Origin of the sequence: Parablastomonas sp. CN1-191, assembly GCF_049354825.1 — a bacterium.
GTDB lineage: Bacteria > Pseudomonadota > Alphaproteobacteria > Sphingomonadales > Sphingomonadaceae > Novosphingobium.
In genome coordinates this window covers 1,589,335-1,605,106 of the sequence record NZ_CP186480.1, presented here as the reverse complement: position 1 = coordinate 1,605,106, position 15,772 = coordinate 1,589,335, and the positions used below count along the sequence as shown (strand labels likewise).

At 68.5% G+C, this 15,772-nt stretch carries 17 protein-coding genes; 8 read left to right on the top strand and 9 right to left on the bottom strand.

Going from position 1 to position 15,772, the window contains the following annotated elements; translation table 11 throughout:
• Positions 1–38 precede the first annotated feature (38 nt).
• The 6 genes from ACOYW6_RS07945 (at position 39) to ACOYW6_RS07920 (ending at position 6,101) form a co-directional block, all read left to right on the top strand.
• Entirely contained in the window at positions 39–404 is a 366-nt protein-coding gene (locus ACOYW6_RS07945; protein ID WP_423140793.1) for a response regulator, read from the top strand.
• Positions 405–408: 4 nt separating this feature from the next.
• Positions 409–1,512 (top strand): chemotaxis-specific protein-glutamate methyltransferase CheB, encoded by a 1,104-nt coding sequence (gene cheB / locus ACOYW6_RS07940; RefSeq protein ID WP_423140792.1) that lies wholly within the window; start codon positions 409–411, stop codon positions 1,510–1,512.
• A complete protein-coding gene (locus ACOYW6_RS07935) occupies positions 1,503–2,381 on the top strand; it encodes a CheR family methyltransferase (protein ID WP_423140791.1) in 879 nt (292 codons plus the stop codon). The genes cheB and ACOYW6_RS07935 overlap by 10 nt, the downstream gene beginning before the upstream one ends.
• A 117-nt stretch (positions 2,382–2,498) precedes the next feature.
• The gene (locus ACOYW6_RS07930; protein WP_423140790.1) at positions 2,499–3,965 is read left to right on the top strand and encodes a putative bifunctional diguanylate cyclase/phosphodiesterase; all 1,467 of its coding nucleotides are present in this window, start codon (positions 2,499–2,501) and stop codon (positions 3,963–3,965) included.
• Positions 3,966–3,982: 17 nt separating this feature from the next.
• Complete coding sequence (locus ACOYW6_RS07925) at positions 3,983–5,386, top strand: methyl-accepting chemotaxis protein (protein WP_423140789.1); 1,404 nt, start codon at positions 3,983–3,985, stop codon at positions 5,384–5,386.
• Between the two features lie 121 nt (positions 5,387–5,507).
• Positions 5,508–6,101, top strand: coding sequence for an outer membrane protein (locus tag ACOYW6_RS07920; RefSeq protein WP_423140788.1), 594 nt, complete (start codon positions 5,508–5,510; stop codon positions 6,099–6,101).
• Between the two features lie 71 nt (positions 6,102–6,172).
• Here ACOYW6_RS07920 and ACOYW6_RS07915 read toward each other — a convergent pair whose 3' ends face one another.
• The 4 genes from ACOYW6_RS07915 to ACOYW6_RS07900 are packed head-to-tail and all read right to left on the bottom strand — an operon-like array spanning position 6,173 to position 8,778.
• Positions 6,173–6,895: an SDR family NAD(P)-dependent oxidoreductase gene (locus ACOYW6_RS07915; RefSeq protein ID WP_423140787.1), complete on the bottom strand. Its 723-nt coding sequence runs from the start codon at positions 6,893–6,895 to the stop codon at positions 6,173–6,175.
• Positions 6,892–7,890, bottom strand: coding sequence for an NAD(P)/FAD-dependent oxidoreductase (locus tag ACOYW6_RS07910; RefSeq protein WP_423140786.1), 999 nt, complete (start codon positions 7,888–7,890; stop codon positions 6,892–6,894). The genes ACOYW6_RS07915 and ACOYW6_RS07910 overlap by 4 nt, the downstream gene beginning before the upstream one ends.
• A gap of 6 nt (positions 7,891–7,896) precedes the next feature.
• A complete protein-coding gene (folE, locus tag ACOYW6_RS07905; RefSeq protein WP_423140785.1) occupies positions 7,897–8,511 on the bottom strand; it encodes a GTP cyclohydrolase I FolE in 615 nt (204 codons plus the stop codon).
• A 39-nt stretch (positions 8,512–8,550) separates the two neighbouring features.
• Positions 8,551–8,778 (bottom strand): HIG1 domain-containing protein, encoded by a 228-nt coding sequence (locus ACOYW6_RS07900; protein WP_423140784.1) that lies wholly within the window; start codon positions 8,776–8,778, stop codon positions 8,551–8,553.
• A 158-nt stretch (positions 8,779–8,936) separates the two neighbouring features.
• Between ACOYW6_RS07900 and ACOYW6_RS07895 the strand changes: the two genes are divergently transcribed.
• On the top strand, positions 8,937–9,527 hold the full coding sequence (locus tag ACOYW6_RS07895) for a PAS domain-containing protein (protein ID WP_423140783.1): 591 nt from the start codon (positions 8,937–8,939) through the stop codon (positions 9,525–9,527).
• 45 nt (positions 9,528–9,572) lie between these two features.
• Here ACOYW6_RS07895 and ACOYW6_RS07890 read toward each other — a convergent pair whose 3' ends face one another.
• Together ACOYW6_RS07890 and ACOYW6_RS07885 are read right to left on the bottom strand one after the other, a co-directional pair.
• Positions 9,573–10,148 carry a fasciclin domain-containing protein gene (locus tag ACOYW6_RS07890; protein ID WP_423140782.1) on the bottom strand — a complete coding sequence of 192 codons (576 nt, stop codon included), beginning with the start codon at positions 10,146–10,148 and terminating at the stop codon, positions 9,573–9,575.
• Positions 10,149–10,251: 103 nt separating this feature from the next.
• Entirely contained in the window at positions 10,252–11,997 is a 1,746-nt protein-coding gene (locus ACOYW6_RS07885) for a chloride channel protein (RefSeq protein ID WP_423140781.1), read from the bottom strand.
• Positions 11,998–12,068: 71 nt separating this feature from the next.
• On the opposite strand from ACOYW6_RS07885, the gene ACOYW6_RS07880 reads away from it, so the two are divergent.
• Positions 12,069–12,476 carry a MarR family winged helix-turn-helix transcriptional regulator gene (locus ACOYW6_RS07880; protein WP_423140780.1) on the top strand — a complete coding sequence of 136 codons (408 nt, stop codon included), beginning with the start codon at positions 12,069–12,071 and terminating at the stop codon, positions 12,474–12,476.
• Positions 12,477–13,126: 650 nt separating this feature from the next.
• Here the strand turns inward: ACOYW6_RS07880 and ACOYW6_RS07875 are convergent.
• Genes ACOYW6_RS07875 through ACOYW6_RS07865 form a run of 3 tightly spaced genes read right to left on the bottom strand, consistent with a single transcriptional unit; the run spans position 13,127 to position 15,709 of the window.
• Entirely contained in the window at positions 13,127–14,038 is a 912-nt protein-coding gene (locus ACOYW6_RS07875; RefSeq protein ID WP_423143089.1) for a formylglycine-generating enzyme family protein, read from the bottom strand.
• 38 nt (positions 14,039–14,076) lie between these two features.
• Positions 14,077–14,967, bottom strand: coding sequence for an SMP-30/gluconolactonase/LRE family protein (locus ACOYW6_RS07870; RefSeq protein ID WP_423140779.1), 891 nt, complete (start codon positions 14,965–14,967; stop codon positions 14,077–14,079).
• Positions 14,968–14,977: 10 nt separating this feature from the next.
• On the bottom strand, positions 14,978–15,709 hold the full coding sequence (locus ACOYW6_RS07865; RefSeq protein ID WP_423140778.1) for a FadR/GntR family transcriptional regulator: 732 nt from the start codon (positions 15,707–15,709) through the stop codon (positions 14,978–14,980).
• Positions 15,710–15,772 lie beyond the last annotated feature (63 nt).

Here is a 15,772-nt window from a genome sequence, read left to right as displayed (position 1 = left end):
TTGAATAATACAGGTCGCACAAACGGGAATCGCCAAGAATGAAAACGTGCCTGATCGTCGATGACTCGCGGGTGATCCGCAAAGTCTCGCGCCACCTGCTCGAAGGAATGGGGTTCTCGGTGGACGAGGCCGGCGACGGCAGCGAAGCGCTGGAACGCTGCGCCGCCGCGATGCCTGACGTCATCCTGCTCGACTGGAACATGCCGGTGATGAGCGGGATCGAATTCATCCGCGTGCTGCGCCAGCGCAGCGACGGACAGCGTCCCAAGGTGGTGTTCTGCACGACCGAGAACGACGTCGTCCACATCCGCTCGGCGATCGAGGCGGGTGCCAACGAATACGTGATGAAGCCGTTCGATCGCGAGACTCTCCAGGTCAAGCTGCAGCTCGTCGGCGCGGTCTGACCGCGTGCGCACGCCGCTGCCCCTCACCAGCGCACCGCAGCGCCTGGCGCATGCCGCGCCGCCGCCGGTGCGCGTCGTCGTGGTCGACGATTCGCTGACCGCGCGCGCGGTGCTGTCGCGGCTGGTCGCCGGCGAAGCCGACATGGCCGTGGTCGGCAGCGCCGCCAGCGCCGAAGAAGCGATCGCGCTGCTGGGAACGGTCGGCGCCGACGTCATCCTGCTCGACCTCGAAATGCCGGGCATGGGCGGGATGAAGGCCCTGCCGGCGCTGATCGCGGCGGGCCGCGGCGCCCGCGTCCTGGTGGTTTCGACGCTCGCCGCCGAAGGCGCCGAAGCGACCGTCGCGGCGCTGGCCCTGGGGGCGGCCGACACGATCCGCAAGCCCGAGGCGGGCCGTTTCGATACCGCTTACCGCCAGCAGCTGACCGATCGTATCCGCGCCGTTGGGTGCAGCGCGCAGCCGATCGGTCTGGCCCCGGCGCTGCGCCCCCGTCCGCCGCTGCTGCGGCGCGGCCCGGAGCGGCCGCTCAGGGCGCTCGCGCTCGGTGCCTCGACCGGCGGAATCCACGCCCTTGGCCAGTTCTTCGCCGCGCTGCCGCGGCGTATCGCGGCGCCGATCCTGGTCACCCAGCACTTGCCCCCCGCCTTCATGCCGGTGTTCGCGCGCCAGCTCGAACATGCCTCCGGCCGCAGCGCCGAAGTTGCCGCCGACGGCACGCTGCTGCGGGACGACGTGATCCTGGTCGCGCCGGGCCATGCCCATATGACGGTGCGCGAGCGCGCCGGCCAGGTGCGCGTCGTGCTCGACACCACGCCGCTGGAAACCAACTGCCTGCCCGCGGTTGACCCGATGTTCGCGTCGCTCGCCGATGTCTTCGGCGCCGGCGTCACCGCGGTCGTCCTGACCGGCATGGGCCGCGACGGGCTGGCCGGTGCGCGCCGGATCGTGGCCGCGGGCGGCGGCGTGCTGGCGCAGGACGAGGAATCGAGCGCGGTCTGGGGCATGCCGCGCGCGGTCGTGCTGGGGGGCTGCGCCAGCGCGGTCTTGCCGCCCGACGCGCTGGCAGGCCGCATTGCCGCCGAAGTGGGAGCGCAAGCGTGGATCTGAGCCCGGCCTCGCAGGCGATCCTCGCCGACCTTCTTGCCGAGCGGACCGGCCAGGAAATGCAGGAAAGCCGCCGCTGGCGCTTCGGCGCGGCGCTGACCGGACTGGTGCGAGAGCTCGAGATCGACGATCTCGACGCCGCCATCGCCGGGATCGGGCGCGAACGCACCGGGCCGCTGGCGCGCCGCGTGGTCGAGGCGCTGCTCAACCACGAGACCTATTTCTTCCGCGACCGCCAGCTGTTCGACCTGCTGGGAAGCCAGGTCATCCCCGACCTGGCGGAAAAGCGCGCCCAGACCAGGCGCCTGTCGCTGTGGTCGGCAGGCTGTTCGACCGGCCAGGAAGCCTATTCGCTGGCGATGCTGTTTGCCGAGCAGCCAGCCCGCTGGGACGGCTGGACGATCGACATCCTTGCCTGCGACGTTTCCGGCAGCGTGGTCGAGACCGCGCGCACCGGCCGCTATTCGCAGTTCCAGGTGCAGCGAGGGCTGTCGGTGATGCAGACGCTGCGCTGGTTCGAGGAAGGCGAGGAGGGCTGGCAGGTCGCCCCTGCGCTGCGATCGATGGTGCGGTTCAAGGTGCACAACATCCTCGATCCGCTACCCGCCGGCAGCCGCTTCGACCTGGTGCTGTGCCGCAACGTGCTGCTCTATTTCGATGCGCCGACCCGCGCCCGCGCCTTCGACCGCTTGGCCGAGGTGACCGCCGAGGACGGCTTGCTGATGCTGGGCGCGGGCGAGACAGCGCGCGGCCGCACCGGGCGCTTCGGCCCTTCGGGCAGCGACATTGCCGGACTGTTCGCGCCGCTCCCGGACGCGTCGCCGCGCTGCGGCGATCGTGCGGGCAACGATCCCTTAAGCCTTTGTCGCTAGGAAAACCGCGCGTTTCGAGGTGCCGTGCCGATGACAGGCGCGGACTTCGGGCGACAATATGGGGAAGCACGCTTGGGTCGTAGCCTGCCAGATGCGGAACGCGCGACGCGCTGGCCGGTGATCGCGCCGGCCGCGGCGCTGACGGTCATGCTGTGCGGCACCGCCGCGCTGCTGACCTGGGGCGCCGAGGCGCCGGTGCACTTTTCGCCGACCGCGCTGTGGATCGCGGCAGCGGCATATCTTGCCGCCGGTGCGGCGCTGCTGCGTTACGGCTGGGTCAACTTGTCACGGCTCGAGCTTCTGGGACTGACCGACAGCCTCAGTGGCCTGCCCAACCGCCGTGCACTGCACCGCCATTTTCCCGAATTCGATGCCACGGCCAACGCCGCGATGGCGCTGCTCGACCTCGACGGCTTCAAGCAGGTCAACGATCATTACGGCCACGTCATCGGCGACCGGCTGATCAAGGAATGCGCCGCGATCTTCACTGCCGCCTGCGGTGACGAAGCGCGCGTCTACCGCCTCGGCGGGGACGAGTTCGCGTTCCTCGCCACCGGCGCGATCGGCGGCAACATCCTGGAAGGGATCTGCCGGGGCCTGCTGGTGCGCCTGACGCTGCCGATCTACATCGACGACCGCGCCATTACCGTGGGCGCCAGCATCGGTCTGGCGCGCTGCGTCGATGGCGAGGCGATCACCTCGTCCGAACTGCTGCGCCGCACCGACGTGGCCATGTACGCCTCGAAGCGCGCCGGGCGAATGCGCTGCACGTGGTTCTCCGATGCCTTCGACCGCCACCGCGAGGCCTTGCGCGAGCTCGACGGCGACTTGCGCACCGCGCTGGCCGAACAGCAGTTCCATCTCGTCTACCAGCCGCTGGTCGACGCCAACACGCAGGCGGTCGTCGCGGTCGAGGCGCTGATCCGCTGGGACCGGCCCGACGGCAAGCGGATCGGCCCCAACGTGTTCATCCCGATCGCCGAAGAATCGGGCCTGATCAACGCCATCGGTCTGTGGGTACTGCGCCAGGGCTGCAACGACGCGCTGGGGTGGGGCGACCTCAAGCTGTCGATCAACCTTTCGGCGGCGCAGCTGCGCAATCCGGAGTTCCCGGTCGAGTTGGGCTACCTGCTGGAAGAAACCGGCTTTCCGCCCGAGCGCCTGGAACTGGAAGTGACCGAGACGCACCTGGTGCTTGATTCGGTCATCGCCGGGCGCAGCATGGAAGTGATCCGCAGCTTCGGCGTCTCGATCGTGCTCGACGATTTCGGTACCGGCTATGCCTCGATCGGGTTTCTGCGCCAGTTCCGCTTCGAAAAGCTCAAGCTCGATCGCTCGCTGATCGCCGATGCCGCCACCGACAGCGGCAGCCGGGCGATGATGATGGCCTCGATTGCGGTCGCCCGCTCGCTCGACATGGACGTGACCGCCGAAGGGGTCGAGACCGAGGCACAGGCCGCGCTGGTCCGCTCGGCTGGCTGCGATCAAATCCAGGGCTGGCTTTATTTCAAGCCGATGCGCGCTGACGAGATGAGCGCGCTGGCGGCAACCGTGGCAGCGCCCGCGCTGCGCGCGGCAGGATAACAGGAAGGCACGGGGACATGGAACAGACACGCATCGAGGTGCCGGTCGAAGCGCCGTTTCGCCAGGCCCGGACCGGGCCGCTGGCCGACTGGCTCCAGCGCGGCACCCTACAGGTCAAGGTCCGGCGCATGGCGATGGGCATCGGCGCGCTGGCCGGCTTGTCGCTGCTGACCGCCACCGGCGGCCTGTGGCTGATCCGCGCGCACGCGCTGGCGGCCGGGCAGGCCGATACCGCTGCCGCGGCAACCAGCACGCTGGTCGCCATGCTGGCGCTCGGCGTCGTCTCGGTCGTGCTGGGAATCATGGCGCTGCGCGCGTTCGATTCCGACATTCTCCGCCCGATCCGCCGGTTGGCGGCGCAGATGGAGCAGCTTGCCGCCGGCGATATCGCGTTCGAGCTTGGCGATACCGAGCGCACCGACGAAGTCGGCGAGATGCGCCGCGCGATGGACGTGTTCCGCCGCGCCACCTTCCGGATCGAAAAGCTCCGTGCCGAGGCCGCCGAGGCCCAGCGGGCCGAACGCGACATGGTCGCGGCGCAGGACGCCGAGCGCGCCGCCGCGCATGAACAGCGCAGCGCGCTGCTGGTTGATCTTGCCCGCCAGTTCGAACAGCAGGTCGGCGAAGTCGTCGGGGTGGTCGCCAGCGCGTCCTCGCAGCTTCAGTCGACCGCCAGTTCGATGGCCGCCGCCGCCGCGCAGTCTGCGCTTCAGACCGATCACGTCACCTCGGCGCTGGGCGAAGCCGCCGCCGGCGTCACCGCCGCCGCCGCCGCCAGCGACGAGTTCGCGATGTCCATCGGCGAGATCAGCCGTCAGGCCGCCAATTCGGCCGAACTGGCGCGCAGCGCCGCCGTCTCGGCCGCCGATGCCGACGCGACGATTTCGGCGCTGACCGAAAGCGCCGACCAGGTCGGCCACATCATCGACCTCATCTCGCATATCGCCCAGCGCACCAATCTGCTGGCGCTCAATGCCTCGATCGAGGCGGCGCGCGGCGGTGAGGCCGGGCGCGGCTTCGCGGTGGTCGCCGCCGAGGTCAAGGAACTGGCCGCGCAGACCAGCAAGGCCACCGGCGACGTTGCCCGGCAGATCCGCGCGATCCAGGAATCGACCGGCAACAGCGCCTCGGCCCTGCGCGCCATCGGCGACCAGATCGGCCAGCTCGAAGCTACCTCGATCTCGATCGCCGCCGCGGTCGACCAGCAGTCGATCGCCGGCCAGGACCTGGCCAAGAGCATCGACCTGGCCGCCCGCTGCACCGACGACGTCTCGACCAACATCGTCCAGGTACGCGAAACCTCGCTGGCCGCCGGTGCGACCGCGTCGCAGGTGCTGGCCTCGGCCAGCGAGCTGGAGCAGCAGGCCGGCGCGCTGAAGAGCCGGGTCGAGAGCTTCCTGGTCCACGTCCGCGCCGCCTGACGTCCGCTTCCGTCGATCTGCCGGCGGCATCCGTCGCAACCGCCGGCGCGGTTCACCGCAGGGAAAGTCTCGTGCTTCGAAAGCGCGCGTGTGCAGACAACCGCACACGAAAGGACTCCTGATGAAGACGATGCTCACCCTGGCGGCGCTTGCCGTCGGCATGGCCGCCACGCCCGCTCTCGCCGCCCCCGGCGGTTTCCACGTCGGCGCGCTGGCAGGCTACGAAGGGATCAAGGTCAAGTCGGCGGACAACACGGTCGAGGCGAAAGCCGATTCCGCCGTCTACGGTATCGACGCGGGTTATGACATTCCGCTTGGCGGCGCGTTCGTCGGCGTCGAGGGCGAGCTTTCGACCAGCGGCGGATCGACGAAGTTTCCCAGCAGCTTCACCGGCGCGCGCGAAGGTCTGAAGGCCAACGGCCAGTATTACGTCGGTGCCCGCGCCGGCTTCAACCTGACGCCGGGCATCGCCGCTTACGGCAAGGTCGGCTACACCTCGCTCGACACCAAGGCGTTCACGTCCTCGGGTTCGCTGGGCGAGCTGAAGGAACGCGCCGGCGGCGTGCGCTACGGCGCCGGGCTCCAGATGGACCTGCCCGGTCCGCTGACCGCCAAGCTCGAATACCGCCATTCGCGCTACAAGGACCTGCAGAGCGGCACGTATGGCGATGCCAACACCAACCAGGTCGTCGCCGGCGTCGGCGTACGCTTCTGATCACGACCGGCCGGGGCGCTTCAGGCGCCCCGGCCGGATTTTCGCGCCGCGCTTCAGCGATCGGCGCCGGGTCATGGGTCGATGGTCGTTCCGTCCCAGGCCAGCACGGTTCCTGAATCGCCGCTTTCCAGGTGTTCGATGACCGACAGCAGGTGGCCGGCGGCGGTCTCGGGCGCAAACAGCCGGCCAGCCGGCACCGCCTTCTGAAACGGCCGCGACAGCGGAGTATCGACGGTACCGGGATGCAGGCCGACCGCGATCGCCTGCGGCCGGCTGCGGGCAAGTTCGATCGCGAGGTTGGCGATGATCATGTTCAGCGCGGCTTTCGACGCCCGGTAGCTGTGCCAGCCGCCCAGCCGGTTGTCGCCGATCGATCCCACTCGCGCCGAAAGGGCGGCGAACACGCTTTTGCGATCGCGCGGAAGCGCCGCCGCCATGTGCCTGGCGATAAGCGCCGGGCCCACCGCATTGATCCGGAAGGCGGCCAGCATCGCTTCGGCGCTCAGCGCCGCGAGCTGCTTTTCGGGCTGATGCCCGTCCGGGCACAGCGCGCCGGTCGCGATGAAGACCAGGTCCAGCGGCCCCTGCGAAGCGATGCGCTCCGCACTCGCCGCGATCGACCCTTCGTCCAGAAGGTCGAACCGGAACGGACGGACGATGCCACCCTTCGCCATGTCCGGCGCGCGGCCGCCGGCATAGACCGCGGTGTAGGACCCTGACGAAACCAGCGCGCGGACCATCGCCCGGCCGATCCCCCCGGTCGCGCCCCAGACCGCGGCACGCCGATCGGTCACGCCGCATAGCCCGGCGCATCGCTGCCGTTGGCGAGCCGCATCGCCGCGCCGCCCGGCGCCGCCATTCCCAGGCCAAGCCGCCCCAGCTGCGTGCCGGAAAGCCACGCGCATTCCACCCGGGGACCCAGCAGCCAATCGCCGCAGACGCCAAGCTGCAGCTCTGCGTTCCACAACGCGCCGTCGCCCGTGCCCGCAGACAGGGCGTAGCGCCAGCGATGGGCAGACGCCGCCGCCACCGGCGGCAGCGGCGCGCCGGCCAGGTGCGACAGCGCGTCCAGCAGATGATCAGCGACCGTCTCGGCGCGCTCCTCGATGTGCAGGTCCGACCAGCCGGCAGTCGCCTGGACGACCCAGCACTCCGGCTGGGGGCGACCGGGCTTGTCGCTGTTGCGGGCAGCCCAGGCGATCTCTCCGTGGTCGCGGACAACGGTCGGCAGGCCGTCGATGCGGCGGTCGAACACGAACATCCCCGTCCAGCACGGCTGCGACCGGGCCCGCAGCGCGATCCCGGTCAGCCGCAGGTCGTGAAGCGAAAGGATGGGGGCGGCCTGCTCTGCCGGGATGGCCAGGACCAGCGCGTCGAACGGCCCGGCGGGATCGCCTTCGCCCATCAGATGCCAGCCGCCGGCGCGCCGCAGGACGCTTTTGACCAGATAGCCCCAGGACACCGAATGGCGGCCTGCCATCTGCTTTACGACCGCGTTCATGCCGGCCACGCCGACCCAGGCATCGCGGCCCGCGGGCGGCCACGGGGTGGCGATGCCGGCATCGTGCCAGGCGTTCACCAGCCGCGCGAAATCCGGGTCGCGGACGGTGAAATACTGCGCTCCGTGGTCTATGGTGACCGCGCCCAGCGGGGTCTGCCAGCGGCGGGTCGACATCCGCCCGCCGGCACCGCGGCCCTTGTCGAACAGCGCTACGTCATGACCGGCGGCGGCGAGGACATCCGCGCAGGCCAGCCCGGCCATGCCGGCACCGATGATTGCGACCCGCATGGACGGTCAGCGCGCCGCGTTCATCAGCGACAGCACTTCGCTGCGGCTTTGCGGATCGTCCAGGAAGCAGCCCAGCATACGGCTGGTCGTCATGCTGACGCCGTGCGCCTTTACGCCGCGCCCGGTCATGCAGCCGTGCTGCGCTTCGATCATGACCGCGACCCCGCGCGGCGCAAGGCGGTCCCAGACCGCCTGGGCGACCTGCGCGGTCAGGCGCTCCTGCACCTGAAGGCGCGCGGCATAGCCGGTCAGGACGCGGGCAAGCTTCGATATGCCGACCACCCGCCCGGCCGGCAGGTAGGCGATCGTGGCGGTGCCGACGATCGCCGCCAGGTGATGCTCGCAGTGGGACTGGAAGGGAATGTCGCGCAGCATGACGATCTCGTCATAGCCGCCGACCTCGTCGAATGTGCGCGCAAGGTGCCCGCCGGGGTCCTCGTCGTACCCGCGGCCGTATTCGCGCCATGCGCGTGCGACCCGTCCGGGGGTGTCGCGCAGGCCCTCGCGATCGGGATCGTCGCCGGCCCAGCGAATCAGGGTACGGATCGATTCCAGGACCTCGCCGGGGATCACCGGCTCGGCGGACGTGTCGAAGCTTGAAGGGCCGGGCATCGTGTTCATCGGGGTTCCTTGGGGCGATGGGCGTGGGCAGCGGCCGGGTTACGACGCCAGCGCGGCGACGATCACGACCAGCAGGATGGCGATGCCCTGGAACAGCACGCGCTGGGTCATCATCCGGTTCTGTTTCGCGCCGAACGCCGTGTCGGGCGCCGCGCCGTGCGCGCGGATGTGCTCGGCGTCCTTGAAGAACGCGATCAGCCCGCGGACCAGCGCTGCCGCCGTGGCCACCGCGAACCCGCCAATCAGCAGGATGGCGACGAACGTCATGCGACTACCCGCGATCGCCGCGCGGGCAGCCGGTGGGCTCGAAGACGGAACGGAACAGGCTGGTTCATGGTCCCTATCTGGCGCGATCCCCGGCGCTGCCAACATGTCCGAAGGGGCACTTCCGGTTGCCGGCGCGATCGGGTAACGGGGCGGGGCGTATGTCACTTTCGCTCATGATCGGGTCCAGTCCCATCGCCGCGGTGATGAGCGATCCCCGCCTGCCCGATAATCCCATCGTCGAATGCAACGCCGCGTTCGAGCAGCTGACCGGCTATCGAAGCGACGAGATCATCGGCCACAATTGCCGCTTCCTGTCGGGCGCGGCGACCGAACCGTGGCTGACGGAAATGCTGCGCAACGGGATCCGCCGCCGGCAACCGGTGATGGTGGAGATCCTCAATTACAAAAAGGACGGCACGCCGTTCCGGAACGCGGTGATGGTCGCCCCGATCTTCGACGCCAATGGCGAGCTGGAGTATTTTCTCGGCTCGCAGGTGGAGATCGCCGAGGACGTGGCGCGGGCGAACGATGCCCGCCGCAAGGCCGCGCATGACCGCGTCACCGCGCTCAGCCGCCGGCAGCGCGAGGTCCTGCTCCACATGGCCGCCGGCAAGCTCAACAAGCAGATCGCCTACGAACTGTCGCTCAGCGAACGCACGGTGAAGATGCACCGCGCCGCGGTCCTGGCCACCCTGGGCGCGAGGACGAGCGCCGACGCCATCCGGATCGCGATCGAGGCCGGCTTCTAGCCTGCGGGGTCGCCGCGTGGCGGCCCCGCCCGGACACGCTGCGGATCAGCCCGGCAGCGACACCGCATCGGTGACGTGAATGACGCCGTTCGACTGCATGACGTCGGCTTGGCTGACATGCGCGACGCCGCCCTTCGCATCGGTCAGGATCACGCCGCCGTCCCTGACGCTGGCGGTCAGCTGACCGCCCTGCACGGTGGTGAGGCGCGCCTGGCCGCCACCGGCCTTGATCAGCCTGAGCAGATCGGCCGACGTCACGCGCCCCGGCAGGACGTGGTAGGTCAGCACGGCCCGCAGCGTCGCCAGGTTGGCGGGCTGCAGCAAGGTGTCGACCGTGCCGGCGGGCAGCTTGGCGAAGGCATCGTTGGTGGGCGCGAAGACCGTGAAGGGGCCCGGCCCGGACAGCGTCTCGACCAGGCCGGCGGCCTTCACCGCCGCGACCAGGGTCGTGTGATCGCGCGAATTGACGGCGTTCTCGATGATGTTGCGCGACGGGTACATGGCCGCGCCGCCAACCATGGTCGTCGCGCTTGCGGTCTGCGCGCCGGCGTCAGTCATCGTCGTGCAGGCGGCCAACGGAACGATAGCAAGCGCCAGCGCTGCGGCAGTAGCTGTTTTCATCGTGACAATCCTCTGGTTCTAAGAGGGTGCCGGGTTACGGGGCGCGCCGCGGCGCCGATACATGTCCCTTGTGCCGTACTGCGGGGAAGGGCGCCGCCGCCGGTCAGGCCCGTTCAAGTTCGGTTCGCCGCGTGGCGGCGCGTGCCTTCAGCAGGTCATGGCGCGACAGGATGCCCACGACCCGCCCGCTCGCCTCGTCGACGATCGGTACGCGGCCGATACCGGTTGCGACCATCATGTCCGCGACTTCGCCGATGGGCGCGCGGCTTGACGCGGCGGGCTGCATCGGGTCGGACAGCGCGTCAGCCAGGGACACGTCGTCCAGGTCCCCTTCGACTTGCCAGCGCAGCGCGTCCGATCGCGATGCCAGCCCCAGCAGCCGCCCGGCCGGATCGATGACGGGATAGCTGCGGTGGGCCGCGCCGCCGGCGAAGAAGGCGACCGCCGCACCGATCGTCATCGCGCCGGGCAGCGTTTCCGGATCGCGGGACATCAGGTCGCCCGCCTGCAGGAAATCGAGCGGATCGACCGAGTATTCCTGCAGCACGTGCCGGCCCCGCCGGGCGATCTTCTCGGTCAGGATCGAGCGCCGCATGATCAGGACACTGATGCCGTACGCGCCCGCGGACGCGGCCATCGTGGCCGGCAAGGCATCGAAATGGCCGGTCAGTTCGGCCGCGAACAGCGCGCCCGTCAGCGGCGCGCGCATCGCGCCGCTGAGAATGCCGGCCATGCCGATCATGGCCCAGAAACCCGCGGCGCCGGGCAGAAACTGGCCCAGCAGCACGCCGAGCGCGCCGCCAAGGATGAGCAGCGGCGCCAGCACGCCGCCCGAGGTGCCCGAGCCGAGCGCGACCAGCCAGACGGCGGCCTTGATCACGAGCAGCGCGGCAACGGCCCTTAGCGCCATCGACCCGTCGAGGAGCGCCTGGATGTTGCCATAGCCAGCGCCCAGCACGTGCGCGTCGATAAGCCCGCCGATGCCGACGACGATGGCGCCCAGCGCCGGCCACCACATCCAGTGGACGGGGAGCCGGTGGAAGCCGTCCTCGACCCGGTACAGCAGCCACGACAGCGCCGCCGCCTGCACCCCCATGACCACGCCCATGCCAAGCGCCAGCACCGGCGTTGCGAAACCGGGCGCCGAGGCGCCGGAAAAGGCAAACAGCGGCCCCGAGCCGAGCAGCAATGGCCGCAGCGCCAGCGACACCAGCACGGCGACGACAACGGGCACGAAGCTGCGCGGCTTCCATTCGAACAGCAGGACTTCAATCGCCAGCAGAATAGCCGCAATCGGCGTGCCGAATATCCCCGTCATGCCGGCTGCCGCGCCCGCCACAAGCAGTGTCTTTCGCTCCGCCGCGCTGAGCCTGAACTGCTGGGCGAACAGCGATCCGATCGCCCCGCCGGTCATGATGATGGGGCCCTCGGCGCCGAAGGGCCCGCCGCTGCCGATCGAGATCGCGGACGAGATCGGCTTCAGAACGGCAACCTTGAACGACAGCCGGCTCTCGCCGTAGAGAATGGCCTCGATCGCTTCGGGGATGCCGTGGCCCCTGATCTTGTCCGATCCGAACCGGGCCATCAACCCGATGATGAGGCTGCCGATGACCGGGATGGCAATGACCAGGACGCCCACGTGGGCATCGGCGATGTCGCGCGGCGCCGCCGAAAGACGGCCGAACCAGAACAGGTTGGTGGCAAGTGCGATCAGCCGCATCAACAGCCACGCCCCGCCGGCTGCGCCGGCCCCGATCAGGACCGCCGCGCCGGAAAGCGGAACCAGGCGCCAGTCGGCGCTGTGGTCGCCCAGCCGGTGGGCCGGGGACGGCGAAGCAGGGGACAACATGGTGGCGGCCTTCCGAAAGGGATCGGGGCACCTATATCGCAATACGATATTGTTCAAGCGAGGAGGAACCGGTGCCTGACCGCGCCCCGCTGCAAGACGCCGATTACGCTGCGCTGGCGAACCTGCGCCATACGCTGCGTCAGTTCCTGGCCTTCAGCGAACGTCGCGCCGGCGAGCACGGCCTGACCAGCCAGCAGCACCAGGCGCTGCTGGCGATTCGCGGCGCGACGGGCCCGGTGACGGTGGGCTACGTCGCCGATCGGCTCATTCTGAGGCCCCACAGCGCGACAGGTCTCGTCAACCGCCTCGCCGCGCAAGGGTTGATCGAACGCCGCGCCTCGCCCGCCGATGGCCGTGCGGTGCTGCTCGGCCTGACGGTGAAGGCGCGGGACCTGCTGGAAGACTTGTCGGCGACGCATCGCGAAGAGATCGGCCGGCTCTATCCGCAGCTTGTCGAACTGCTCGGCAAACTGGCGTGACCCCAAGCTTACCCGTTGCGCATGGCAGGTTGGCGCAAGTGCCCTGCGAGCAACCTCGATTAGCCAGCGTCTCGCGGACGACCGGGTTGTTGTCGTTTCCGGCCGTCTGCCAAAAGGCCTGATCGACAAGGTCAGGGCAAGTTGGGAAGCCGGGGGAACGCGGGAACTTACCTGTTCCGCGCAGCGCTACCGTCTGATCCACCGGAACCCTATCTGACGCCAGCTTTTCCGACCGTCGTTCACTACCGCGACCGCGCCACTTGCACCAGGCGAGCTGGTCCCAAGGCATTCCGCTGGCGATTCAGGACTCATTGGTGCGCGACCTAGTCTTCAGCGCACCCGTCTAGACCCGAGGTTGTTCGCGGCATCAGGAAAGAACAGGGAAAAATGCGCGATTAGGATCAAAAAACAGGTCAAATGCCCCAGTCCAGGGAAACTGGGGAGCGAAAACGAGCCATTAATCAACGGCTTGTGAACGACGAGGACGTTTTCCTGTTAATCGGCGGAACAGGGGGTTTAATCGTTAAGATCAGGGCAATTTATCCGCCAGATCAAAGGAATTAATCGGCGGAACAGGAGCTCCCCGTCGATTTATCAAATTGGGATGCCGCAGCGACGCAAAACCTCACTCGATGTCTCGCAGCGCGCGGCTACCGTCTGACGCAACGAAACCCTATGTGACTGGTCGATGTGTCGATTGTTTCGGGATGACGCGCAGCCGGACGGTAGCGGCGGCAATAATTCTCGGCGCAGAGGTGCGATCCGCCCTTGATGACCTTGCGGCCTATCGCGACTTCGGGTTGATCGGGATCCAGGCTGGCTTTCATGCTGCCGCCGCGTGGATTGTTTATCGTGCAGCACGAGGCCTGGTGCTTTTTGGTCGCGCTCGGCTCGGAATACCAGTCGGCGGTCCATTCCCAGGTGTTGCCGATCATGTCGTAGATCCCGTGACCGTTGGGCGGGAACGTTCGTACGGGCGACGTCCGTTCCCAGCCGTCCAAGCACTGGTTGGCGAAAGGAAACAGTCCCTGCCAGTAGTTCGCGAGCATCGCTCCGCCCGGCGCCAGTTCATTGCCCCAGGCATAGTCGGCATCATCGAGGCCGCCGCTTGCTGCATATTCCCACTCGGCCTCGGTCGGAAGATCCTTTCCCGCCCACCGCGCAAAAGCCGCCGCATCGTGCCAGCTGACGTGGACGACCGGATGGTCGTCAAGCCCGGCAAGGTCGCTCCCGGGGCCAAGCGGGTGGCGCCACTCCGCGCCAAGTTGGAACCGCCACCATTGTCCCACGTCATCAAGCGCCACGGGACCCGCCGTCTTGTGGAACACCAGCGACCCCGGCTTTGCCAGCGCGGGTGGCATGCCTGGATAGTCACGGGGATCAGGAGGAATTTCGGCCGTGGTGACATGGCCGGTCGCGCGCACGAAGGCGGCGAACTGCGCATTCGTTACCGGCGATGCGTCGATTTGAAACGGTCCCACTTTTACCCGGCGCGGCGGCGCTTCTTCGGGATAGAAGCGCGCCGACCCCATCACGAAGGTCCCGCCCGGCACGGCGATCATGTCATCGCTCGCGGTCAGCGGCGCCTGGCTGCCAGTGGTCACGCCGCGACCCGGCATTCGGGCAGTCCGTTGGCTGTTGTCGCGTAGAAAAAGACGTTGCCTGCGCCGGGCTCGCGTTCGCGATCGGCGCGCGTCAAACCGTCGTGCGCGCTCGTCACCGCGAGAATATCCATGTCGGGCCCGCCCAACGCGACGCACGTCGGTTGCGACACGGGTACGTCGATCGTCTCCAGCATCGCGCCCTCCGCGCTGTGGATCCCCACGGCCGCGCCGCCCCATAGCGCCACCCAGATCCGCCCCTTCGCATCCACCGTCGCGCCGTCCGGCACGGCGGGCGCGGCGACGGCGGTGATAGCGCGCCGCGGCATGGGAGGCGCGCCATATTCGTAAGCGTTCAGGACCCCGACGGTCGAATCCGCGTGGTACATGGTACCCCCGTCAGGTGACCAGCACAGCGCGTTCGTGATCCCGATGCCGTCCAGAAGGCGCGTAGTCACACCGGTTTCCTCAAGGCGGAACAGCGCACCGGCGCGGCGGCTTCCGGCCGCTACCGGATCCTCCACCATCGTGCCGGCGACAAAACGGCCGGCCCGATCAACCCGCCCATCGTTGAAGCGGACACCGGGCGGCAGCTGCGGCCGAGCTATCCAATCGCACCGCGTGCTTTCCAGATCATACCAGGCAAACCCCTGCTCGAACGCGGCCAGGATACAGGCCGGCTGCGATGTGAGCGCAAACGAGCCCAGCCGATGCGGCAGCGCGAATTCTTCCAGTTCGCGCCCCGGCCAGGACAGGCGGAACAAGCGTCGCTCGTGGATGTCCGTCCACACGAACGCGCCAGCGACGCAGTCCCAGACGATGCCTTCGCCAAGGCGGTTGCCCACTGCTACCTGGCCGCAGGGTTCGAGGCACAACGATGAAGAGGTCACGGAATTCGTCTCAGGCTTCCGGCCGCGTCTGGCCTTCGGACGAATCGATCAGGATCAGGACGTCGGAAATGAGATGCCGCATGGCGGCGCGGGCGCGATCCGGATGGCCGGTGCTGATCGCCTTGAGCACCGCGGCATGATCGGGCACGCTCGCGGTCCGACCGACGACACGGTTGGTGAACCGGATGGACGTGCGCAGGGCCGCGCCCACGACGTCGCGGAACTGCGCGAAAAAAGCGTTGTTCGAGGCCTCGAGGATGGCGACGTGAAAAGCGATGTCGCTTTCGAGCGGGTCGTCGTCGCCCGCTTCGGCGGCCTCCATCCGGCGGAGCCCGTCGGCGATACGGGCCTTGTCTGCATCGCTGGCCACGTTTGCGGCCAGCGCCGCAGCTTCTGGTTCGATGGCAATGCGGAGCTGGTTGAATTCGCGCAGCAGGTCGATCGAGAAACGGCGGTCGAGCAACCAGCTGAGGACATCGGGGTCGAACAGGTTCCACGAGCTGATGGGCTGCACGACCGTGCCTTGGCGGGGCCGCGCGCTGAGCAGGCCTTTCGCTGTCAGCATTTTTACTGCCTCGCGCGTGACCGAGCGGCTGACGCCCTGCTGCTTGGCCAGTTCGGCCTCGGTGGGGAAGGGAATCTCGTCATAAAACCCGGTCACGATCGCCCGCCCGAGCGCGTCGAGCATCCCGTACGTGAGGTTGCGGCCCAGTTGATGCCGCGGCTCGCCTGCGCCGGTCATAAAAATGCTCGAAAATCCTCGATCGCGTTCGTGACCATCCTGATCATCCCGCCCAAACAATCA

Excerpts from the sequence above, each read along its gene's own strand:
- ACOYW6_RS07945 (WP_423140793.1), top strand. The coding sequence starts at position 39 with ATGAAAACGTGCCTGATCGTCGATGACTCGCGGGTGATCCGCAAAGTC.
- ACOYW6_RS07925 (WP_423140789.1), top strand. The coding sequence starts at position 3,983 with ATGGAACAGACACGCATCGAGGTGCCGGTCGAAGCGCCGTTTCGCCAG.
- ACOYW6_RS07920 (WP_423140788.1), top strand. The coding sequence starts at position 5,508 with ATGAAGACGATGCTCACCCTGGCGGCGCTTGCCGTCGGCATGGCCGCC.
- ACOYW6_RS07910 (WP_423140786.1), bottom strand. The coding sequence starts at position 7,890 with ATGCGGGTCGCAATCATCGGTGCCGGCATGGCCGGGCTGGCCTGCGCG.
- folE (WP_423140785.1), bottom strand. The coding sequence starts at position 8,511 with ATGAACACGATGCCCGGCCCTTCAAGCTTCGACACGTCCGCCGAGCCG.
- ACOYW6_RS07900 (WP_423140784.1), bottom strand. The coding sequence starts at position 8,778 with ATGACGTTCGTCGCCATCCTGCTGATTGGCGGGTTCGCGGTGGCCACG.
- ACOYW6_RS07895 (WP_423140783.1), top strand. The coding sequence starts at position 8,937 with ATGTCACTTTCGCTCATGATCGGGTCCAGTCCCATCGCCGCGGTGATG.
- ACOYW6_RS07890 (WP_423140782.1), bottom strand. The coding sequence starts at position 10,148 with ATGAAAACAGCTACTGCCGCAGCGCTGGCGCTTGCTATCGTTCCGTTG.
- ACOYW6_RS07885 (WP_423140781.1), bottom strand. The coding sequence starts at position 11,997 with ATGTTGTCCCCTGCTTCGCCGTCCCCGGCCCACCGGCTGGGCGACCAC.
- ACOYW6_RS07875 (WP_423143089.1), bottom strand. The coding sequence starts at position 14,038 with ATGATCGCCGTGCCGGGCGGGACCTTCGTGATGGGGTCGGCGCGCTTC.
- ACOYW6_RS07865 (WP_423140778.1), bottom strand. The coding sequence starts at position 15,709 with ATGACCGGCGCAGGCGAGCCGCGGCATCAACTGGGCCGCAACCTCACG.